The sequence below is a fragment of the Paracoccus sigandri genome (assembly GCF_003709565.1).
In the GTDB taxonomy this organism is placed as follows: Bacteria; Pseudomonadota; Alphaproteobacteria; order Rhodobacterales; family Rhodobacteraceae; genus Paracoccus; species Paracoccus siganidrum.
The window spans coordinates 1-18286 of the sequence record NZ_QNRC01000021.1 but is presented as its reverse complement, the minus strand read 5'-3'; the positions used below and the strand labels follow the sequence as shown (position 1 = coordinate 18286).

The window sequence follows — 18286 nt, the reverse complement described above, 5'->3', positions numbered from 1 at the left end:
GTTGCCGGGCAAAACCCGGCTCTGATCGCTCAGCAGTCCTCGTTCTTGTCGATCATGCCGGGATGGCGGCGGTTCTCGCACATCGCCGTATCCGGCTTCTGGCCGCCGGGCTTCACGGGCTTGGCGGATTCCGGGCGGCTATCTTCGGTCCCCTTCGGCTTGCGTGATACGCCTTCATCCTTGCCTTCCGGGTCCGCGACGGGGGTGGGCCGTTTCGACTGGTCCATGGTCATGATATGTCCTCCAGTCGCGCCTAACCTTTGCGGCGGGCGGATGTTCCAGGCAGCGCCGCGACCCCCCTCAATTCCGGACCCAGACCGCGATGCCTTTCGCGTCCGCGCTGGAACAATTGCGCCGCGAAAGGATTGCCTGCTTTCGTTCTGAAAGGAGGAAGACATGACAGTTGCACGGGTGACCGAAATTTCCGCGGTGTCGGAGACGAGCTTCGAGGACGCCCTGAAGCAGGGGCTTCAGCGTGCAAACGAAACGCTCCGGAACGTGAAGAGCGCCTGGGTCAAGGAGCAGAAGGTGGATTGCGAGAACGGAGAGATCAGCCGGTATCAGGTGAACATGATGGTGACTTTCGTGCTGGACAGCTAGGCGAAATCGCCGACCCGAAAATCCTCGGCGACCGTCCGGGACGTGCCGATGCCGTCGGGATCGCGCCGCCGGGCCGGGCCGCCGAAACCCGCATCGCCCCGACCGCTTGCATATCGGCCGGCGGCCCGGAGGTCGGGGCGGCGCGGGATCTGGCCCGCCCACATGCCGAACGCCTGCCGCCCGCAATCGGCAAAATGCAGTCCGGCCATGCGCGCCGTAGCCAGGCGCACCTCACGCCGTCGGGACGGTTCCCCCGTCGATCACATATTCCGCGCCGGTGATGGAGCTTGCGCGATCCGAGGCGAGAAAGGCGATCAGGCTGGCGATCTCGGCCGGTTGCGCGGGGCGACCCAAGGGGATGCCGCCAAGCGCCTCCATGATGATCCGCTTGCCGCCCTCGTAGTCGGTGCCGGCCTCCTGCGCCAGCCGCTCGGCATGGCGGATGGCGGCCTCGGTCTCGATCCAGCCGGGGGCGACGCGCAGGACGCGCACGCCTTGGGGCGACACCTCTTTCGCAAGGCTCTTGCTATAGGTCGAGAGCGCGGCCTTGGCGCTCGCATAGCCGGTGGTCGAGCCCGGCAGCGGCATGAGGCGCTGGATCGAGGTGACATGGATCACCACGCCCGCGCCCTGCGCGACCATCCCCGGCACGAGCGCGCGGTCCAGCCGGACGGCGGAAAGCAGGTTCCAGTCCAGCTCCTTCCGCCATTCCTCGTCGGTCAGCGCGGCGAAGCCACCGCCCGGCGCGCTCGATCCACCCAGCACATGAACCAGGATGTCGACGCCGCCCAGCCGGCTGCGCGCGGCCTCGGCCACGGCCTGGCAGCCCTGCGCGGTGGTCAGGTCGGCGGCGACGAAGATCTGTTCGGGCAGGTTCTCGGGGCGAGAGCGGGCCGTGGTCAGCACCTGCGCGCCAAGTTCCCGGAACAGCGCCACGGTGGCGGCGCCGGTGCCCTGGGTGCCGCCGGTGATCAAGGCGCGCTTGCCCTGCAGGGTCAGAAAGCCGGTCATCAGCGGATCTCCAGATCGGTGATGCGGCCGCCCGCCAGGCCGAAGGTGAAGGTCAGCGTGGCCGGGCTGCCCGGAAAATCGCCGCTGACGCGGGCGCGGACCACGGTCTTGCCCGCCGCTTGGGTCAGGTCCAGCGGCTCGGCCCTGTGGCGATACTGCGCCTTGGCCGCCTGCCACCAGGCCAGGATTTCCTCGGGACCGCGATGGGCCCGGTGTTCGTCATGCACCACGGCATCGGGCGCGAAGGCCGCGGCCAGGGCCTGGGCATCCTGCGGGGGTTGGGCCTCGAAATAGGTTCTGATCGGCGCGGGAAGCTGCATGTTCCGTTCCTTCTGTTGCTTGCAGGCGGAACATGGGCCTCGACCATTATCGGGATAAGCGGGATAAGATGGCATCTGGTGATGACAGGATCGGGACAATGAAGGATGCCGGGCTGAGGGATCTGGAGGCCGTTCTGGCCATCGCGCGCCGGGGCTCCTTCCGGGCGGCGGCGATCGAGCTGGGCATGTCGACGACCGCGCTGTCCCATGCCATCGCCCGGCTGGAGGCGGGCCTCGGCGTGCGGCTGTTCAACCGGACCACCCGCAGCGTGTCGCTGAGCGATGCCGGACGGCAGTTCGTCGCAAGCGTCTCGCCGGCGCTGGCCGAGATCCGCGGGGCGATGGACAGCGTGCGCGCGCAGGGCCAGACGCCCTCGGGGATGCTGCGCATCAATGCCTCGGCGGTGGCGGGGCGAGAGATCATCTCGCCCCTGGTGCTGGACTTCCTGCGCCGCCATCCCCGGATGCAGGTCGACCTGGTGACCGAGGAGCGGCTGGTCGACATCGTGGCCGAAGGCTTCGACCTGGGCATCCGCATCGCCGACCTGGTCCCCCGCGACATGATCGCCCTGCCGCTTGGCAAGCCGCAGCGCCATGCGGTCGTCGCGACGCCGGCCTGGCTGGTGGGCCGGCCCCGGCCGCTGGTTCCGGCCGATCTGCTGGCGCATGACTGCATCCGGGTGCGGCTGCCGAACCGAGAGCTGTTCCGCTGGTATTTCGAGCGGCAGGGCGAGGTGGTGCAGATCGACGTCCGCGGCCGCCTGATCCTGGACGAGGCGGCCATCGCCCGCGCCGCCGTGCTGGAGGGCGCGGGCATCGGCTTCTTCATCGAGCAGAACGTGGCCGAGGACATCGCCGCCGGCCGCCTGATCCGCCTGCTGGAGGACTGGACCCCGCCGCGCCCCGGCTTCTGCCTGTATTACCCCGGCCGCAGGAACCCCTCGGCGGGACTCACCGCATTCCTTGCGATGGCGCGAGAGATGGCGCGGCAGGCGCAGAGGGGGTGAGCCCTGCGTCAGCCCGCCGCTTCCCGCCCCCCGCCGCCGGCGGGGGTCGTTCCGGCGCATCGGGGATCCAGCGCGGTGCGGATCAGCCGTCGGCCTTTTCGCCGATCCTGTCCTGGGTCTTGGTCAGGAAATCCGACGCATCATGGCGTTCCCACAGCTGTTCGGCCGGATCGCCCGAGGTCTTGTTGACCATGATCCCGCGCCGGACGGCGGGACGCGCGGCGATCTCGTCATGCCAGCGCCGGACATTCCCGTAGATCCCGGCATCCAGGAATGTCGCCGCGTCGCCATAGGCCTCGCCGGCGATCAGCCGCCCATACCAGGGCCAGATCGCCATGTCGGCGATGGAATATTCCTCGCCGGCCATGAAGCGGTGATCGGCCAGATGCCGGTCCAGCACGTCCAGCTGCCGCTTCACCTCCATCGTGTAGCGGTCGATGGCATATTCGATCTTGACCGGCGCATAGGCATAGAAATGCCCGAAGCCGCCGCCAAGGTAAGGGGCCGAGCCCATCTGCCAGAACAGCCAGTTCAGCGCCTCGGTCCGCGCCGCCGGATCGCGGGGCAGGAAGGCGCCGAACTTCTCGGCCAGGTAGAGCAGGATCGCGCCGGATTCGAACACCCGCCGCGGCGGCGTGGCCGAGCGGTCCATCAGCGCCGGGATCTTGGAATTCGGGTTCACCGCGACGAAACCGCTGCCGAACTGGTCGCCATCGCCGATGCGGATCAGCCAGGCGTCGTATTCGGCGTCATGCCCGGCTTCCAGCAGCTCCTCCAGCAGGATCGTGACCTTCTGCCCGTTGGGCGTGGCCAGCGAATAGAGCTGCAGGGGATGCGTGCCGACCGGCAGTTCCTTGTCATGCGTCGGCCCGGCGACGGGGCGGTTGATGCTGGCGAACTCGCCGCCGTTTTCCTTGTCCCATGTCCAGACCTGGGGCGGGGTGTAATCGTTCATGACGTCTCCTGATCGCTGTCTGGCCTCAAGATGTGGGGGAGGGCGCCGAACATCAACCGCTGCATCGGCGGCGCGCGCGACATGGGCCGAAATTCTGCGAGGCTGCGGCCGGGCGACATGCCGCTGCCGCGATGCCATGGGGCCTCCGGCCCGCCAATCTGGACCTTTCGGCCGAATTGCGCCATGGTTCCCCTTCTTCCGGATGGTGCGTTGGAAGCCGGGGCGCATCTCCGGCAAGGGTGTCCCGGCCATGTTCGGATCCCCGCCCGCGATCCCGGCGAAGGACGATTCGGACCATTGACCTCTACGCCTCACGCCGCTTCTCCCCAGCTCCGTCCACCCGCGGGAGAGCGTTATCCCGCCTTCAAGCGTCACATCCCGGAACGGCTGTTCTACCTGCTGCCCGCGCTGATGTGGCTGGCGCTGGCGATCCGCTATCGCAGCCTGACGCTTCCCAGCGCCGCCAATCCGGCGATGGAGGCGGGCGGGCTGTGGGGCGAAAGCAAATCGCAGGGGCTGGATCTGTTCGGGCCGTTGGGCAGGGCGCAGCTGGCGCGTTTCGCCTGCCTGCAATGCGATGCCGACGCCCCTCTCGATTGCGCGCTGGCCGCGATGGCCGAGGCCGGGCTGGACTTCCCGGTCGTCGCCAAGCCCGATCGCGGCTATCAGGGCTGGGGCGTCCGGCTGATCCAGCGTGCCGAGGACCTGGCGGCCTATCTGGCGGTGCAGCCGCCGGGTGCCGCGGTCCTGTTGCAGGAACTGGTCGACCTGCCCGGCGAGGCGGGGATCTTCTATCTGCGCCACCCGGACCAGGCGCGGGGCCGTATCGTCTCGATGGCCTTCGTCTATCCGCCCCATGTGATCGGCGACGGACGGCGCAGCGTGGCCCAGCTGGTCCAGGCCGACAAGGTCCTGCGTCCGAACAGCGCCATCTATCGCGGCCGCCATCCCGAAAGCTGGGAGACCGTGCCCGGCCCCGGCGCCTTCCACGTCCTGACCAATGCCCGCAGCGCCAGGCTGGGCGCGGTCTATCGCGACGCGCTGCCGCTGGTGACGCCGCAGCTGGAGGCGCTGATCGACGAGATCTCGCGCGAGATACCGGATTTCCATTTCGGCCGCTTCGACATCCGCTTCCGCAGCCCCGAGGACCTGGGCGCCGCCCGCGATTTCAGGATCCTGGAACTGAATGGCGCCGGTGCCGAGATGCTGCATTTCTGGGCCGGCGACGGCACCTTGCGGCAGGCCTATCGCGCCTTGTGGCGGCAGTATCGCTGGCTTTTCGCCATCGGCGCCACGATGCGGGCGCGCGGGGCCCGGCCGGTGGGCCTGCGCGGCATGATCCGGCTGCAGCGCCAGCAGGAGGCGTTGCGGCGGATCTATCCCCCCAGCTCGTAAACGGTCCTTGCGCAATGTTGCGCGTGGCGGGACAGTGCCATCGATCGGCGGGCCAATCCGGCCCGCTGCACAGGAGCCAGGCATGATCCCCGACCTGCCCATCTGCCAGCCCCCCGGCGAAACCATCGTGATTCCCGCGCCGGAACAGACGCTGGCCGAAGAGGCGCTCGGCTTCGTGCTGGAGCCGTTCCAGCCGCTGCGCGAACAGTTCTCGGCCATCACCGGCCTGGGGCTGGAGCCCGACGACGCCTGGCCCGAGGAACAGGACCGCACGGTGCGGCGGATGCGGCTGGCGCGCGAGGACGGGCAGGCATATCTGGGATATCTGGCGGCCGGCCAGCCCGGCGGGCGGCGGGTGATCTTCCTGCATGGCAGTCCCGGCACCGCCGAGGAATGGGACAGGTTCCTGCTGGACGTTCCGGCCGGGCAGTATCACATGGCCGTGGACCGCCCCGGCTTCGGCGCCAGCGGGGAAGAGCCCGAGACCGAACTGGCCGGCCAGGCCGCCGCCGTGGCGCCGCTTCTGACGGCCGGCACCCGGCCGGCGGTTCTGGTCGGCTATTCCTATGGCGGCCCGGTCGCGCTGCGGCTTGCCGCCGATCATCCCGACCGGGTGGCGGGTGTCCTGCTGATCGGCGCCGCCGCCGATCCGCAGCTGGAAGAAACCCACCCGCTGCAGCAGCTGGCCGCGCTGGATTTCTTCGCCCGGCTTCTGCCCGCCGAACTGGCCAATGCCAATGCAGAGCTGATGAACCTGCAGCCGGGGCTTGAGGATCTGGCCGCCGATCTGGGGCGTGTCACCGCGCCCGTCACCATCGTTCAGGGCCTGGCCGATACCCTGGTGCCGCCGGATAACGTGCCCTTCCTGCAGGCGCATCTGCCCAGGGATCCCGGACCACGGGTGATCCTGATCGAGGATGCCGACCATTTCCTGCCCTGGACCCATGCCGAGCTTTTGCGCGCGGCGCTGGATTGCGTGATCGGCGATGGCGGGGCGCCGCCTCAGCCGGCCGACCCGTCCTCCTCGTCCTTGTCCGAGGCGAAGTAATAGACCGTGAAACGGTGGCTCAGCCAGACGGCCGCGACCACCAGCCCCGCCACGACCAGCCAGGCCCAGTTGCCCAGCAGGTCGAACAGGACGAGGTTCAGCCCGAAGGCCCCGAAGAACAGCGCCACCGTATAGACCGCCGCCACCACGCCGTTCACGATCGCGAAGCGGCGGAAATCGACGCGCACGAAACCGCTGGCCATGAAGACCGGCGGCAGCAGCCGCGCCAGCAGCGCCGCCGGCAGGACCCCGCGATCCAGCAGCCGCCGTCCCCGCGCCAGCATCGCCCCGTCGACCCAGCGGCGCACAAGGGGGCTGCTGCCCGCCAATGCGCCGATCCCGTAAAGCGCCCAGTCGCTGACGATGTTCCCGCTGACCAGCGCGACCAGGGCCAGCCCGGTGCCGATCTCTCCGGCCGCGGCCAGCGCCGCGCCGGCGACGATCGCGCCTTCCTCCATGACGAAATTCGCCAGGAACAGCAGCGCGGCCAGTATCAGCGGATTGCCCAGATAGTGTTCGATAAGGGCTTCCACCGGGCGACGTCTCCTGAGGCTGGGGCGTGGAGGCTCAGGCTAGAGACGCCCGGACGCAAGTGCAAGCAGGCCGGCGGCGGATCGGGACCTGTTCAGTGCTTGCCGATCCGGGGCGGAAAGCGGCGCTCCGGCAGGCGCAGGACCAGTTCCGAAACCGCCGCCAGCACAGATATGACCGGAATGCCCGCGAGGACCATGTCGGTGACCAGGAATTGCGCGGCGGACTGGATCATGCAGCCCAGCCCGCGCGTCGCGGCGACCAGTTCGGCGGCGACCAGCGTGGTCCGGCCCGCCCCCAGCGCGATGCGGATGCCGGTCGGGATCGAGGGCGGGGCGGCCGGAAACATCGCCTCGCGGATCAGCTGCCAGGGGCCGGTGCCGAAGGCGCGGGCGGCGCGGATGCCCGAGGCGGTCGAGATCACGATCGGCGCCAGCATGGCGATGCCGATGACCGGCACTTTCGAGGTCTCGCCGATTCCGAACCAGATGAGGATCAGCGGCAGATAGGCCAGGGGCGGCAGCGGCCGGATGAACTCGACCAGCGGATCGAGGATCCCCCGGCCGATCCGCGACCTGGCGATAGCAGGCCGATGGGCACCCCGACCGCCATGGTGCACGGAAGCGCGGCGAACACCCGCCACGGGCTGGCGGCGACATGTTTCCAGAGCGTGGCATTGGCATGGCCCTGGTTTGCGGCGCGCAGAAACGCATCCCGGATGCGGCCGGGCGAGGGCAGGAAGGCCGGCGACGACCACCCCAGCCGGACCCCTCGGAAGAGAGAGCGAGATCATGACGCTTCGCCAGCTGGGCCAGACCGATCTTCACATCGCGCCGCTTGTCCTGGGCACGAACACCGCCGGCTGGACGGCGGACGAAGCCACCTCCTTCGCGATTTTCGATGCCTTCGTCGATCAGGGCTTCGCCGCGCCGGACACGGCGGATGTCTATTCGTGCTGGGTGCCGGGCAATGACGGCGAAAGCGAGAAGATCATCGGGTGCTGGCTGAAGGCGCGGGGCAATCGCGACAGGGTGCATGTCGTCACCAAGGTCGGCTCGGATATCGGCCAGGGCAGGGTCGACCTGTCGGCGACATGGATCGAGCAGGCGGTCGAGGGTTCGCTGGCGCGGCTGCAGACCGATTACATCGACCTCTATCAAAGCCACTGGTCCGACCCGACGGTCGGGCCGGACTATCCGGTGATCCTGCGCTTCTCGCAATGGAAGGGCGGGCATTACGACGCGCGGCCCTGGACCACGCCCGACGAATTGCGCGCGGCGCTGCAGCCCGTGGTCGATGCGGGCCTGACGGCCTTCCACGTCTCGACCCGGCGCTATCACGAGCCGGGTTTCGACGGCTCGCCCCTGACCCTGGCGGGCTGGACGCGGCAGCTGTTCGGCCTGCCGGTGATCGCGGTGGGCTCGGTCGGGCTTCAGGCGCCCTATATTCGCGGCGCGGCGACGCCGGCCGAAAGCACCGGCATCGGCACCGTTCCCGCCCTGATGGCGGCGGGAGAGTTCGACCTGATCGCGATCGGCCGGGCCTTGCTGGGCGATCCGCGATGGGTCGCCAAGCTGCGCGACCCGCGCGAGGGCCCGCAGCTTGGCTATGCCCCGAATTCCAGAAAACCCTGATCTGATCGAGGCGCCGGGATGGGTGCGGACGGAAAACCGCACCTGGGCGCCTGGCCGGATGCGAATTTCAACCTGTCGCATATCACCCGCATGGCGCAGCGGCCGGGAGGCCATCGGGACGCGGTATGATCCGGGCCTGACCATCGCCAGCGATCCCGACAACGCGCTGGCGCTTGGCATGACCTTCCGGATGCCGAGGCTCTTGCCAGCGCCTGCGGCTCGGACCTGCCAACGACCACCGGCGCCGGCACCTGGGAATTGCCGATGCCGGCGATCCTGCCGATCGACCGCACCGGCACGATCCGTTTCGCCGAGGTGACACCCGACTGGCTGGCGCCAGGGTCCTGGCCACGGGCGAGGGCGGGCTGGAGACGGGGCTCCATAGTCTGTGACGCCACGGGTCAGGCGCTGGCCGATCCCAGCCGGTGCCGGCGCCAGACCTCGATCATCCAGCCCAGCATCACCGCGTTCAGCACATGCCACAGGAAATGCGTGCCGAAGGGCAGGGCGCCGCAGAGCGGCTGGTCCAGCGTGCGGAAGGTCAGCGATGCGATCAGGATCCCCGCGCCGATGGCAAGGCCGCGCGCCGTTTCCGGCAGGCGTCTGCGCAGCAGCGCCGCATAGATCAGGATCAGCAGCGGCACCGGCGCATAGCTGGCCGAGGAGCCGAGGCCGGGGATCATCGCGAAGATCGGCACCGTCGCGGCGGCATAGGGGATGAAGCCCGCCGTCACCAGGGCGGCGATCCAGGGGCGCGCGCCGAAATAGTCGCGGGTGGCGGCGAAGACATAGAGCAGGATGAAAGCGAGGATCGGCAGCACGTCCATCAGCCCGGTCAGCTGGTTGGCATGGGTGTGGAACAGCCAGGAGCCGATGCCGATCACGAACAACACCGCCGCCAGCGCCCGGCCCATCGCCATCTCTGGCCCTCTCAGCCGCGGCCACAGGACCAGGGCGGCGATCAGGAAGGCGAGGTTGGTCAGCGCATTGATCGGCTCGGACCAGTAGTCGGGGCCGGTCCGTTCGCAATAGGCGTCGACAGGGGCAAGCCAGTTCATCGGAAACCTTTCGGATCAGGGCGGCAGTTCCGGCGCAGGATAGGCGCCGATGTCGCGGAAGGTAAGGGTCCTTGCCGGGGCGTCGCGCGGCGCATCTGCAGATTCGGCAAGACGGCGCGATGAGAACCGTCAACAGAGCAATGCGGCATTGTTGCAGAACTCGGGTCTGCTGCGGGATTCACGCGGTCGCTTTGGTAGGCTAAGGGCCCTTGCATGAGCAAACCTGCGCCTGCCCGCTACCGCAGGACGAACTGGAAGAGCTATAACGAAGCGCTTCAGATCGGCACCGTGACCGGCGACGGCGCTTTCGACACCCGGTGTTGCCACACCGCAATCGTGGATCGCGGCGGCGCGGCCGTCATACCCGTCCGCAGGAACGGACGCTTCTGGAAGGAGGACGGCCCCGCCGCCCGTGCCCGCAACGACATCCTGCGGGCGAGCCAACTGGAAGCGCTGGTCCGGCTATCACATCCGAAGTCGGATCGAGACGAAGATGACCTCGCAGGTTCTCTCGAACCTGTGGCGTTCACCTGCTCGACCTCAAGCCTTCGGCGAGCGGATCGCCTCGCGAGACCCGGACAGACAGACGGCCGAAGTCCACATCCGCATCGCGTTCATGAACCGCTTCAACGCAGTTGGCACTGCCGAGATCCAGCGCGTGGCGTGACGTGAACGGGGCAACGGGAAACCACGCTTTAACCCCGAGTTTTGAAACAATGCCAGGCTGCTTGCGAAAGGCCCGCGCGACGGCTGCGGGCCGACATGCGGCCGCCACGGCCATGGCCCGACGCGCGGTCCTGGCTTCCCTCGGCGTCCCGGACAGCGACGAACAGGTCCGGCCCGTCGCTGTCCGGAACTTAGCGCGCGGGACCGCCCCCCGCGCGATCTTTTCCCCGTGCGAGAAACCCCCGGACGGCCCATGGCGGAACCGCTCGCGGCGCCTTCCAAGATTATTCTTGTATAAGACATCTTATACATGATAAATGTCGGCCCACGGGTTTCATGCTACCCTTGCACAGGAGGAGCACTTGGGCATTCCACAACTTCTGGTCCATGATCACGAGGACAATGTCGGCGTCGTCGTCGTCGAGAACCTTTCGGCGGGGACCGAGATGCTTTGCGTCGTTACCGCCGACGATTCGGATTTCCGGCTGACCGCGAAGGCCGACATTCCGATCGGCCACAAGGTCGCGCTGAAGCCGCTGAAGGCCGGCGACACGGTCGTCAAATACGGCGAGGACATCGGCAGGATGGTCGGTGACGCCGATGTGGGCGAGCACGTCCATACCCACAACTGCAAAACCAAACGGTGGTAAGCCATGGCTCTTGATTTCAGCAATGCGACCGTCCGGGCGTGGCGCCGCGAGAACGGCCGCGTCGGCGTGCGCAACCATGTCCTGATCCTGCCGGTCGACGACATCTCGAACGCGGCCTGCGAGGCGGTGGCGAACAACGTCAAGGGCACGCTGGCGATCCCGCACGCCTATGGCCGCCTGCAGTTCGGCGAGGACCTGGAGCTGCATTTCCGCACCATCATCGGCACCGGCGCGAATCCCAATGTCGCCGCCGTGGTGGTGATCGGGATCGAGCCGGAATGGACGCAGGTCATCGTCGACGGCATCGCCAGGACCGGCAAGCCCGTCGCCGGCTTCTCGATCGAGCAGAAGGGCGATTTCGAGACCATCCGCCAGGCCAGCTGGAAGGCCAAGGAATATGTCCACTGGGCGACCGAGCTGCAGAAGGAGGACTGCCCGGTCTCGGAGCTGTGGATCTCGACCAAATGCGGCGAGAGCGACACGACCACCGGCCTGTCCTCCTGCCCGACGGTGGGCAACATGTATGACAAGCTGTTGCCGCTGGGGATCCATGGCTGCTTCGGCGAGACCTCGGAAATCACCGGGGCCGAGCATATCTGCGAGAAGCGCGCCGCCAATCCCGAGGCCGCGGCCAGGTTCAGGAAGATCTGGCAGGCCTATCAGGACGAGGTGATCGAGGCCTTCAAGACCAGCGACCTGTCCGACAGCCAGCCCACCAAGGGCAACATCCTGGGCGGGCTGACCACGATCGAGGAAAAGGCGCTGGGGAACCTGGAGAAGATCGGCCGAAGCTCGACCTATATCGACGCGATGGGGCCGGCCGAGGCGCCCTCGAAGGGGCCGGGGCTTTACTTCATGGACAGTTCCTCGGCGGCGGCGGAATGCGTCACGCTGATGGCGGCGGGCGGCTATGTCATCCACACCTTCCCGACCGGGCAGGGCAACGTGGTCGGCAACCCGATCGTGCCGGTCATCAAGATCTCGGGCAATCCGCGCACCCTGCGCACCATGTCCGAACATATCGACGTGGACGTGACCGGGGTGCTGACGCGCGAGATGACCATCGACCAGGCCGGCGACGCGCTGATCGAGATGATCCTGCGCACCGCCAATGGCCGCGCCACGGCGGCCGAGGCGCTTGGACACCGCGAATTCTCGATGACCAAGCTGTATCGCAGCGCCTGAACGCGGCACTGCGCCGCCGGCCGGCCCCGCGATCCGGGGGCTGGCCGTTCGTCCCTGTTCGCCGGGCCTTGAAGGTGCCGGTGCTGGCCCCGGAGAATGCGATGCGAAGCCTCTCGGAACTTTTCCCCGGCATTGCGGTCTCGATCCTGGTCGCGGTCGCGGCGCAGTTCCTGTCGGAACATTACGGCGCGCCGGCGATGCTGATGGCGCTGCTTCTGGGGCTGGCGCTGAACTTCCTGGCCGAGGATGGCACCCGGACCCAGGCCGGCGTCGACCATGCGGCGCGCGCGGTGCTGCGGCTGGGGGTCGCGCTTCTGGGCGCGCGGATCTCGGTCGGGATGCTGGCCGATCTGGGCGGCGCGATGGTCCTGCTGGTGATCGGCGGGGTGGTGGCGACGATCCTGTTCGCGCTGCTCGCCGCGCGCCTCTTCGGCCGCGGCTGGTGGATGGCGCTGCTGTCTGGGGGCGCGGTCGCGATCTGCGGGGCCTCGGCGGCCATGGCGATCGCCGCCGTCCTGCCCCGGACCGACAAGTCCGAGCGCAACCTGGCCTTCACCGTGATGGCCGTCACGGTGCTGTCCACCGTCGCGATGATCGCCTATCCGCCGCTGTCCTCGACGCTTGGCTTCTCGGCGCTGGAATCGGGTGTCTTCCTGGGCGGCACGATCCATGACGTGGCGCAGGTGGTCGGGGCGGGCTTCTCGGTCGGTCCCGAGGCGGGCGAGGCCGCGACCGTCGTCAAGCTGATCCGCGTGGCGATGCTGGCCCCGGTGGTGCTGGTCATTTCGCTGGCGATCCGCGCGCGCGGGCTGGCCGGCGCCGAGGGCGGCGGGCGCCCGCCCCTGTTGCCCGGCTTCGTCATCGGCTTCCTGCTGCTGGCGGCGGCGAACTCGTTCGGCCTCATTCCCGGCTTCGTCGCCCATGCGGCCGAGGAACTCAGCCGTTGGGCGCTGCTGACCGCCATCGCGGCGGTCGGGATCAAGACCTCGCTGGTGCGGATGATGGCGGTCGGCGGCACCGCCGTCGGCCTGATCGTCGCGGAAACCATCTTCCTGGCCGGCTTCGTCCTGATCGGCGTTCACCTGATGGGCTAGGCAGGTCCCGATCCGCCGCCCATGTGCCGCGATCAGAGCGCGGCGATCTCTCGCATCAGGTCGTCGCCCAGTTCGATCCCCTGCCTTTCGGCCTCGGCGCGCATGGCGAAGCGCCTTGCGCCGGGCAGCCTTGCGCCCTCCTGTCCCTCGATGGCCCGGGCCAGGGCGGCGAAGCGGTCCGTGGCATCGGGCGCGAATGCCGTCGCGTCGATGGCGACGAGGAACTGGCCGGTGCCGGGCGGCGGGCCCTCGGCATCCAGGAAGGACGACGCCTCGGCCGCATAGTTCGAGCCGGTCATGCCCGCCGCCAGCAGCTCGACCATCAGCGCCAGCGCGATCCCCTTGGCGTCCCCCAGCGGGGCCATGGTGCCCTCCAGGGCGCGCTTCGCATCGGTGGTGGGCTGGCCGTCGCTGTCGAAGGCCCAGTCCGGCGGGATCGCCTGGTTCCGCCGGGCGGCCGCGGCGATGTTGCCGCGCGCGACCCTGGACAGGGCCATGTCGATGACGATGGGATCATCCTGCGCGCCGCGGGGGCAGGCGAAGGCGATCGGGTTGGTGCCGAAGACCGCGCGATTGCCGCCCCAGGGGGCCATCGCGGCGGGGGTATTGGCGAACAGCAGCGCGATCAGCCCCTGCCGGGCGAGGGTCTCGGCGAACAGGCCCGCCGCGCCGCAATGATGCGAACGGGCGATGGCGGCGCAGGCGATGCCCTGGCTGCGCGCCATGTCGGGCAGTGCGCCAGTGGCAAGGTCCAGCGCCGGATAGGCGAAACCGTGATCGGCATCGACCAGCAGGGTGCCGGGCCGGGGCCGGGACGGCCGGATCCTGGCCGAGGCGTTGATCTTCCCGGCCCGCAGCTGCGCGACATAGGACGGCAGCCGCCCCAGCCCGTGGCCCTTGAAGCCGTCGGCATCGGCCCGCACCAGCGCGCCCGCCACGCTTTGCGCCACCGGCCCCGCCGCGCCGTTGCGGATCAGCGCGGCGCCGGCGACGTCCTGCGCGTCATGAAGCGAGATCCTGGCCATTCATGCCTCCCCTGCCAGATGCGCCCGCACCGAGGCGACGGTCACTTCCGAGACGCGGCGGTTCGATTCCCGGCTCAGCCCGGCGATATGCGGCGTCAGGATGACATTGGGCAGGTCCGCGAAGGCCCTGGCCTGATCGGCGGGCAGGGGCTCGGTCTCGAAGACGTCCAGCGCCGCGCCGCCCAGCCGGCCCGCCGCCAGCGCCTGTGCCAGCGCCGCCTCGTCCACCACCCCGCCGCGCGCGGCATTGACCAGGATGGCGCCGTCCTTCATGGCGGCGATGGCCTCGGGCCCGATCAGGTGGCGGGTCGCGTCCGTCAGGGGAACATGCAGCGAGATCACGTCGCTTTGCCGCAGGATCCGGTCGAGGCCGGCCGGCTCGATGCGGCCGAGCGGCGTCGTCCATGCCGGATCCTCTGCCGCCACGAAAGGATCGTGCGCCGCGACGCGCATCCCCATCGCCTGCCCGCGCAGCGCGGTTTCCCGCGCGATCGAGCCGAAGCCGACCAGCCCCAGCCGCTTGCCCTGCATCTCGCGCCCGTTCATCAGCGCATTGCGCGCCCAGTCGCCCCCGGCCAGCCGCGAGGGCATGGCGAAGGTGCCCCGCAGCAGCACCATCGCCGCGCCGATGACATATTCCGCGACCGAGACGTCATTCGCCCCGGTCGCCGGGCAGACCGCGACCCCGGCGGCCTTGCAGGCGGCGAGGTCGATATTGTCCAGGCCCACGCCCAGCCGGCCCACCACGCGAAGCCGGGGCGCGCGGGCCAGCAGTTCCGCATCCACCCGCGTGCGGTTGCGGACGATCAGCGCATCGGCATCGGCAAGCGCGGCCAGCAGCCCCTGCCGGTCCTCGACCAGATCCGGGCGATAGAGGATATCCCACCCGGCCAGCTGCTCGCGCAGGATATCCTCTTCCATGAATTCCGATACGACTGCCTTCAAGCTCGTGTCCTCCGTCCGGGGCGCGGGTGCTGCGACGATACCGCCCTTGCGGGCCGGTGGCTGCCGGTCATTGCGCGAAGACGCCCGCGCGCTCGATGATCGGCTCCCACAGGGCGATCTGCCTGTCCAGCATCGCGCGCAGGGCCTCGGGGGTGGCGTCGTCGACGGGCATCGGGACCGTGCCGATATCGGCCAGCCGCGCGATCACCTCGGGATCCCGGATCGCCGCCTGCAAGGCGGTCTCCAGCCTGGAGACGACCGCCTCCTCCATTCCCGCGGGGCCATAGAGGCCGTGCCACACGCCGATCCGGACCGCCGCAAGATCGGCCTCGGCCGTGGTGGGAAGGTCGGGCAGGCTGTCGATGCGCTCATCCGAGGTGACCGCATAGGCCTTGATGCTGCCGTTGCGGATCGGCGAGACGGTAGTCGTCGCCTGATCGCACATGACATCCACCTGATCGCCCATCAGGTCGGTCATCGCCGGGCCGGTGCCCTGATAGGGGATGGTGACCATCTCGACCCCCAGGGCCTCTTGCAGCAACATGCCGCACAGATGCGCCGCGCCGCCGATGCCGCCATGGGCGATGGTCATGTCGGCGCCTTCCGCGCGGATCAGCTCCAGCAATTCGCCGATGCTGTCGGCCGCCAGTCCGGGCCGGCCGGTGATGACCATCGGCGCGTCGGTGGCAAGGCCGATGGGCGTGAAGTCCTTGGTCGGGGAAAAGAGCAGGTTGGCGTAGAGCGCGTCCGAGACCGCCATCGCGATATGATGGACCAGGAGGTTGTATCCGTCCGGCGCCGCATTCGCGACCTGAGCCGCCCCCAGCGTCCCGCCCGCGCCGCCGACATTCTGCACCAGGACCTGCTGGCCCATCTCGCGCCCCATCGCATGGGCGATGACCCGCGCCACCGTATCGCTCGGCCCGCCGGCCGAGAAGGGCACGACGATCGTGACCGGATGCGCAGGATAGTCCTGGGCAAGGGCCGGCGCGGCCAGCGCGGCCGCACCAAGCAGGGCCAGCGTCGCGGATTGAAGCCGTGGGTTCATGTTCTCCTCCCCTCTGTCCTTGGTTGCGACCCCTGCATTCCCTTCCCGATCAGGCCCCGCGCATCCCCCCGATGCGTGCCGCGCGGCCTTCCCCTGGTCGCGATGCCGGTCATGTCCTTCGCCCTGTTTTTCAAGGGAAAGATCTGCTTGTCAGACGCATGGCCCCGGCGATGGTCGGGGATTTGGTCATATAACAGCTATCTTATGTCTTATATAATAGTCAAGCCTCTTCTCACCGCTGCGGCATATGCGTAGATTGGGGCGATGGAAAACGGGCGGGACGGCATGACGACAGCCAGGACGGACGAGACGGCGGGCCTCGGTCTGCGGCCGCTTTATGTGCAGGTGCGCGAGAAGCTGCTGCGTCGGCTGGTGGACGGGGTCTGGGCGCCCGGCGACATCCTGCCAAGCGAGATGCAGCTTGCCGCCGAGCTTGGCGTCAGCCAGGGCACGGTGCGCAAGGCGCTGGACGCGATGGCGGCCGAGAACCTGGTGGTGCGCAAGCAGGGGCGCGGCACCTTCGTCGCCCGCCACGACGACGAACGCATCATGTTCCAGTTCTTCCGCCTGAAACCCGACGCGGGAGAGCGGAAGTTTCCCGACAGCACCATCCTCTCGACCGGCACCTTCCCGGCCAGCGCGGAAGAGCGGCGGGTTCTGGGTCTCGATCCCGGCGCGCGGGTGATCCGCATCGAAAGGCTCCGCTCGATCGGCGGGCTGCCCGCCATCGTCGAGACGGTCATCCTTCCGGCGGGGATCTTCGGCGCGCTGCAGGGGATGGAGCTGCCGAACAACCTCTACGGCCTTTTCGCGGTCAATTTCGGGGTGGTGATCATGCGCTCGACCGAACGGCTGAAGGCCGTCGCGGCCAGCGCGCAGGAGGCGAAGCTCCTGTCGCTCGCCCCCGGCGCCCCGGTGCTGCAGATCAGTCGCATTGCCTATTCGCTGGAAAACCAGCCCGTCGAATGGCGGATCAGCACATGCACCAGCGAGGGTTTTCATTACAGCGTCGATCTGCGCTGACCCGGTGACCCCCTGCGCGGCGACCCCCGCAGGTCTGCGGCGCGCTGCATCCTTCGGCTTGCGCGGGGGTCTGCCGATTCGTGACGCGGCAGTCCCGCCGGGCGCGAGCCTGTTCTGGTCCGAAACGGCCGGGATTGATTTTGTTCCCGATCTGTTCTATATCCGGGGCATGGTCAGCTACGGAGGTCCGAGATGGAATCCACCAGTATCGCGCTGCCCGCCACGCCGCGCCAGATCGCCTATGCCCGCTCCCTGGCAGTCAGGAACCACGCGCCCCTGCCATGGGACGCGCTGCAGGACAGGCGGGCGCTCAGCGCCTGGATCGATGCCCAGGCGAAGATGACGCCCGCGCCGAACAGCCTGCCGACCTCGAAGCAGGTGGCCTTCGCGGAACGGCTGGCGCGCATCAAGCGGCGCACGGTCCCGGACGAATGTTTCCGCGACCGGCAGCTGCTGTCGCGCTGGATCGACTGCAACCGGTGAGGCCGGGCGGGGTGCAGGCGACCGCGATAAGTCTCGGGTTCGGCAGGGGAAATCCATGACGCGCCGCCATTTCGTTCCCTCTCGGCCAGGCCACCAGCCTGAATTGGCCCCGCCATGCCGCGATGAGGGTGCACGTGGCTGAGGGTATTCTTCGCGCCTCGTTGGGTCGGGACGGGCACATCCTACCAAGAAGTCCTTGTCCCTCGGCGCTTGCCGGGATCCGGGCGGGATTAGGTGCTCCATTCAGGCCAGGTTCTGCGGCAATTGCTGGACGGTCCGCTTGCCCGCGCAGAAGGACGGCCCCGCCGGACGCACCACGACGAATTGCAGCGCCGAAGCGGGCAGCACCACCGCCTGTTCGGCGCAGACGACGCGGATCCTGGTCCCGCGCATTCCCGAGGCCGCGATTTTCAGTGATGAAGGCGCGGGCCTCCGGCGGCTGGCCATTCGATCCGGGCCCCCGCGAAATGGGACCCGGCGTGCCTTCTCTGGCTCTCGGTTCTGGTGCTGTTAGGCTTTTGGATTTGCTTTTCTGTTCACGGCTGCGTTGAACCTTGCGATTTCGCGTTTTTGGGGTGCCTGGCCGGTGTAGATCTCGACATAGGTGG

The 18286-nt window shown here is 68.6% G+C and carries 22 protein-coding genes and 1 pseudogene; 11 read left to right on the top strand and 12 right to left on the bottom strand.

Annotation, left to right across the window (positions count from 1 at the left end; genetic code table 11):
* Positions 1 to 29 precede the first annotated feature (29 nt).
* Positions 30 to 233 (bottom strand): hypothetical protein, encoded by a 204-nt coding sequence (locus C9E82_RS16835; protein WP_119896391.1) that lies wholly within the window; start codon positions 231 to 233, stop codon positions 30 to 32.
* 163 nt (positions 234 to 396) lie between these two features.
* Here C9E82_RS16835 and C9E82_RS16830 point away from each other — a divergent pair, with 163 nt between their 5' ends.
* Positions 397 to 600, top strand: coding sequence for a dodecin family protein (locus C9E82_RS16830; protein ID WP_119896392.1), 204 nt, complete (start codon positions 397 to 399; stop codon positions 598 to 600).
* On the opposite strand, the gene C9E82_RS16825 is transcribed toward C9E82_RS16830, so the two are convergent.
* From C9E82_RS16825 to C9E82_RS16815, 3 genes are read right to left on the bottom strand one after another with little or no spacing between them, the layout of a single operon-like run.
* The gene (locus C9E82_RS16825) at positions 597 to 809 is read right to left on the bottom strand and encodes a hypothetical protein (RefSeq protein ID WP_119896393.1); all 213 of its coding nucleotides are present in this window, start codon (positions 807 to 809) and stop codon (positions 597 to 599) included. The genes C9E82_RS16830 and C9E82_RS16825 overlap by 4 nt on opposite strands.
* 22 nt (positions 810 to 831) lie before the next feature.
* Complete coding sequence (locus tag C9E82_RS16820) at positions 832 to 1611, bottom strand: SDR family oxidoreductase (protein ID WP_119896394.1); 780 nt, start codon at positions 1609 to 1611, stop codon at positions 832 to 834.
* Complete coding sequence (locus C9E82_RS16815; RefSeq protein WP_119896395.1) at positions 1611 to 1931, bottom strand: nuclear transport factor 2 family protein; 321 nt, start codon at positions 1929 to 1931, stop codon at positions 1611 to 1613. Before C9E82_RS16815 ends, C9E82_RS16820 begins: the two co-directional genes overlap by 1 nt.
* Before the next feature lie 98 nt (positions 1932 to 2029).
* Between C9E82_RS16815 and C9E82_RS16810 the strand changes: the two genes are divergently transcribed.
* Positions 2030 to 2938: a LysR family transcriptional regulator gene (locus C9E82_RS16810; RefSeq protein ID WP_119896396.1), complete on the top strand. Its 909-nt coding sequence runs from the start codon at positions 2030 to 2032 to the stop codon at positions 2936 to 2938.
* 82 nt (positions 2939 to 3020) lie between these two features.
* Here C9E82_RS16810 and yghU read toward each other — a convergent pair whose 3' ends face one another.
* On the bottom strand, positions 3021 to 3893 hold the full coding sequence (yghU, locus tag C9E82_RS16805) for a glutathione-dependent disulfide-bond oxidoreductase (RefSeq protein ID WP_119896397.1): 873 nt from the start codon (positions 3891 to 3893) through the stop codon (positions 3021 to 3023).
* Positions 3894 to 4190: 297 nt separating this feature from the next.
* On the opposite strand from yghU, the gene C9E82_RS16795 reads away from it, so the two are divergent.
* A complete protein-coding gene (locus C9E82_RS16795; RefSeq protein ID WP_119896399.1) occupies positions 4191 to 5288 on the top strand; it encodes a hypothetical protein in 1098 nt (365 codons plus the stop codon).
* Between the two features lie 82 nt (positions 5289 to 5370).
* The gene (locus C9E82_RS16790; protein WP_119896400.1) at positions 5371 to 6336 is read left to right on the top strand and encodes an alpha/beta fold hydrolase; all 966 of its coding nucleotides are present in this window, start codon (positions 5371 to 5373) and stop codon (positions 6334 to 6336) included.
* Here the strand turns inward: C9E82_RS16790 and C9E82_RS16785 are convergent.
* Positions 6291 to 6869 carry a VTT domain-containing protein gene (locus C9E82_RS16785; protein ID WP_119896401.1) on the bottom strand — a complete coding sequence of 193 codons (579 nt, stop codon included), beginning with the start codon at positions 6867 to 6869 and terminating at the stop codon, positions 6291 to 6293. The two genes, C9E82_RS16790 and C9E82_RS16785, sit on opposite strands and share 46 nt — an antisense overlap.
* Before the next feature lie 92 nt (positions 6870 to 6961).
* Positions 6962 to 7510, bottom strand: coding sequence for an ABC transporter permease subunit (locus tag C9E82_RS16780; protein WP_221035996.1), 549 nt, complete (start codon positions 7508 to 7510; stop codon positions 6962 to 6964).
* 148 nt (positions 7511 to 7658) lie between these two features.
* Between C9E82_RS16780 and C9E82_RS16775 the strand changes: the two genes are divergently transcribed.
* The gene (locus C9E82_RS16775; protein WP_119896402.1) at positions 7659 to 8501 is read left to right on the top strand and encodes an aldo/keto reductase; all 843 of its coding nucleotides are present in this window, start codon (positions 7659 to 7661) and stop codon (positions 8499 to 8501) included.
* A 401-nt stretch (positions 8502 to 8902) separates the two neighbouring features.
* On the opposite strand, the gene C9E82_RS16770 is transcribed toward C9E82_RS16775, so the two are convergent.
* On the bottom strand, positions 8903 to 9559 hold the full coding sequence (locus C9E82_RS16770; RefSeq protein WP_119896403.1) for a ceramidase domain-containing protein: 657 nt from the start codon (positions 9557 to 9559) through the stop codon (positions 8903 to 8905).
* A 276-nt stretch (positions 9560 to 9835) separates the two neighbouring features.
* On the opposite strand from C9E82_RS16770, the pseudogene C9E82_RS16765 reads away from it, so the two are divergent.
* From C9E82_RS16765 to C9E82_RS16750, 4 genes and pseudogenes are all read left to right on the top strand, one after another.
* A pseudogene (locus C9E82_RS16765) lies at positions 9836 to 10226 on the top strand (transposase); the annotation flags it as partial.
* Positions 10227 to 10587: 361 nt separating this feature from the next.
* Entirely contained in the window at positions 10588 to 10875 is a 288-nt protein-coding gene (locus C9E82_RS16760; protein WP_240643393.1) for a UxaA family hydrolase, read from the top strand.
* A 3-nt stretch (positions 10876 to 10878) separates the two neighbouring features.
* Positions 10879 to 12060, top strand: a complete 1182-nt coding sequence (locus C9E82_RS16755; protein WP_119896405.1) for a UxaA family hydrolase — start codon at positions 10879 to 10881, stop codon at positions 12058 to 12060.
* 101 nt (positions 12061 to 12161) lie between these two features.
* Entirely contained in the window at positions 12162 to 13154 is a 993-nt protein-coding gene (locus tag C9E82_RS16750) for a YeiH family protein (protein ID WP_119896416.1), read from the top strand.
* Positions 13155 to 13186: 32 nt separating this feature from the next.
* Here C9E82_RS16750 and C9E82_RS16745 read toward each other — a convergent pair whose 3' ends face one another.
* The 3 genes from C9E82_RS16745 to C9E82_RS16735 form a co-directional block, all read right to left on the bottom strand.
* The gene (locus C9E82_RS16745; RefSeq protein WP_119896406.1) at positions 13187 to 14179 is read right to left on the bottom strand and encodes an Ldh family oxidoreductase; all 993 of its coding nucleotides are present in this window, start codon (positions 14177 to 14179) and stop codon (positions 13187 to 13189) included.
* A complete protein-coding gene (locus C9E82_RS16740) occupies positions 14180 to 15124 on the bottom strand; it encodes a hydroxyacid dehydrogenase (RefSeq protein ID WP_119896407.1) in 945 nt (314 codons plus the stop codon).
* Positions 15125 to 15191: 67 nt separating this feature from the next.
* A complete protein-coding gene (locus tag C9E82_RS16735) occupies positions 15192 to 16172 on the bottom strand; it encodes a tripartite tricarboxylate transporter substrate-binding protein (RefSeq protein ID WP_119896408.1) in 981 nt (326 codons plus the stop codon).
* Positions 16173 to 16457: 285 nt separating this feature from the next.
* Between C9E82_RS16735 and C9E82_RS16730 the strand changes: the two genes are divergently transcribed.
* Together C9E82_RS16730 and C9E82_RS16725 are read left to right on the top strand one after the other, a co-directional pair.
* The gene (locus tag C9E82_RS16730; protein ID WP_170161965.1) at positions 16458 to 17195 is read left to right on the top strand and encodes a GntR family transcriptional regulator; all 738 of its coding nucleotides are present in this window, start codon (positions 16458 to 16460) and stop codon (positions 17193 to 17195) included.
* A 192-nt stretch (positions 17196 to 17387) separates the two neighbouring features.
* Positions 17388 to 17678 carry a hypothetical protein gene (locus tag C9E82_RS16725; protein ID WP_119896410.1) on the top strand — a complete coding sequence of 97 codons (291 nt, stop codon included), beginning with the start codon at positions 17388 to 17390 and terminating at the stop codon, positions 17676 to 17678.
* A 243-nt stretch (positions 17679 to 17921) separates the two neighbouring features.
* Here the strand turns inward: C9E82_RS16725 and C9E82_RS24580 are convergent, their stop codons facing one another.
* The gene (locus C9E82_RS24580; RefSeq protein ID WP_170161966.1) at positions 17922 to 18071 is read right to left on the bottom strand and encodes a hypothetical protein; all 150 of its coding nucleotides are present in this window, start codon (positions 18069 to 18071) and stop codon (positions 17922 to 17924) included.
* Between the last annotated feature and the right edge of the window lie 215 nt (positions 18072 to 18286).

Excerpts from the sequence above, each read along its gene's own strand:
- C9E82_RS16835 (WP_119896391.1), bottom strand. The coding sequence starts at position 233 with ATGACCATGGACCAGTCGAAACGGCCCACCCCCGTCGCGGACCCGGAA.
- C9E82_RS16830 (WP_119896392.1), top strand. The coding sequence starts at position 397 with ATGACAGTTGCACGGGTGACCGAAATTTCCGCGGTGTCGGAGACGAGC.
- C9E82_RS16825 (WP_119896393.1), bottom strand. The coding sequence starts at position 809 with ATGGCCGGACTGCATTTTGCCGATTGCGGGCGGCAGGCGTTCGGCATG.
- C9E82_RS16820 (WP_119896394.1), bottom strand. The coding sequence starts at position 1,611 with ATGACCGGCTTTCTGACCCTGCAGGGCAAGCGCGCCTTGATCACCGGC.
- C9E82_RS16815 (WP_119896395.1), bottom strand. The coding sequence starts at position 1,931 with ATGCAGCTTCCCGCGCCGATCAGAACCTATTTCGAGGCCCAACCCCCG.
- C9E82_RS16810 (WP_119896396.1), top strand. The coding sequence starts at position 2,030 with ATGAAGGATGCCGGGCTGAGGGATCTGGAGGCCGTTCTGGCCATCGCG.
- yghU (WP_119896397.1), bottom strand. The coding sequence starts at position 3,893 with ATGAACGATTACACCCCGCCCCAGGTCTGGACATGGGACAAGGAAAAC.
- C9E82_RS16790 (WP_119896400.1), top strand. The coding sequence starts at position 5,371 with ATGATCCCCGACCTGCCCATCTGCCAGCCCCCCGGCGAAACCATCGTG.
- C9E82_RS16775 (WP_119896402.1), top strand. The coding sequence starts at position 7,659 with ATGACGCTTCGCCAGCTGGGCCAGACCGATCTTCACATCGCGCCGCTT.
- C9E82_RS16770 (WP_119896403.1), bottom strand. The coding sequence starts at position 9,559 with ATGAACTGGCTTGCCCCTGTCGACGCCTATTGCGAACGGACCGGCCCC.
- C9E82_RS16755 (WP_119896405.1), top strand. The coding sequence starts at position 10,879 with ATGGCTCTTGATTTCAGCAATGCGACCGTCCGGGCGTGGCGCCGCGAG.
- C9E82_RS16750 (WP_119896416.1), top strand. The coding sequence starts at position 12,162 with ATGCGAAGCCTCTCGGAACTTTTCCCCGGCATTGCGGTCTCGATCCTG.
- C9E82_RS16745 (WP_119896406.1), bottom strand. The coding sequence starts at position 14,179 with ATGGCCAGGATCTCGCTTCATGACGCGCAGGACGTCGCCGGCGCCGCG.
- C9E82_RS16735 (WP_119896408.1), bottom strand. The coding sequence starts at position 16,172 with ATGAACCCACGGCTTCAATCCGCGACGCTGGCCCTGCTTGGTGCGGCC.
- C9E82_RS16730 (WP_170161965.1), top strand. The coding sequence starts at position 16,458 with ATGACGACAGCCAGGACGGACGAGACGGCGGGCCTCGGTCTGCGGCCG.
- C9E82_RS16725 (WP_119896410.1), top strand. The coding sequence starts at position 17,388 with ATGGAATCCACCAGTATCGCGCTGCCCGCCACGCCGCGCCAGATCGCC.
- C9E82_RS24580 (WP_170161966.1), bottom strand. The coding sequence starts at position 18,071 with ATGCGCGGGACCAGGATCCGCGTCGTCTGCGCCGAACAGGCGGTGGTG.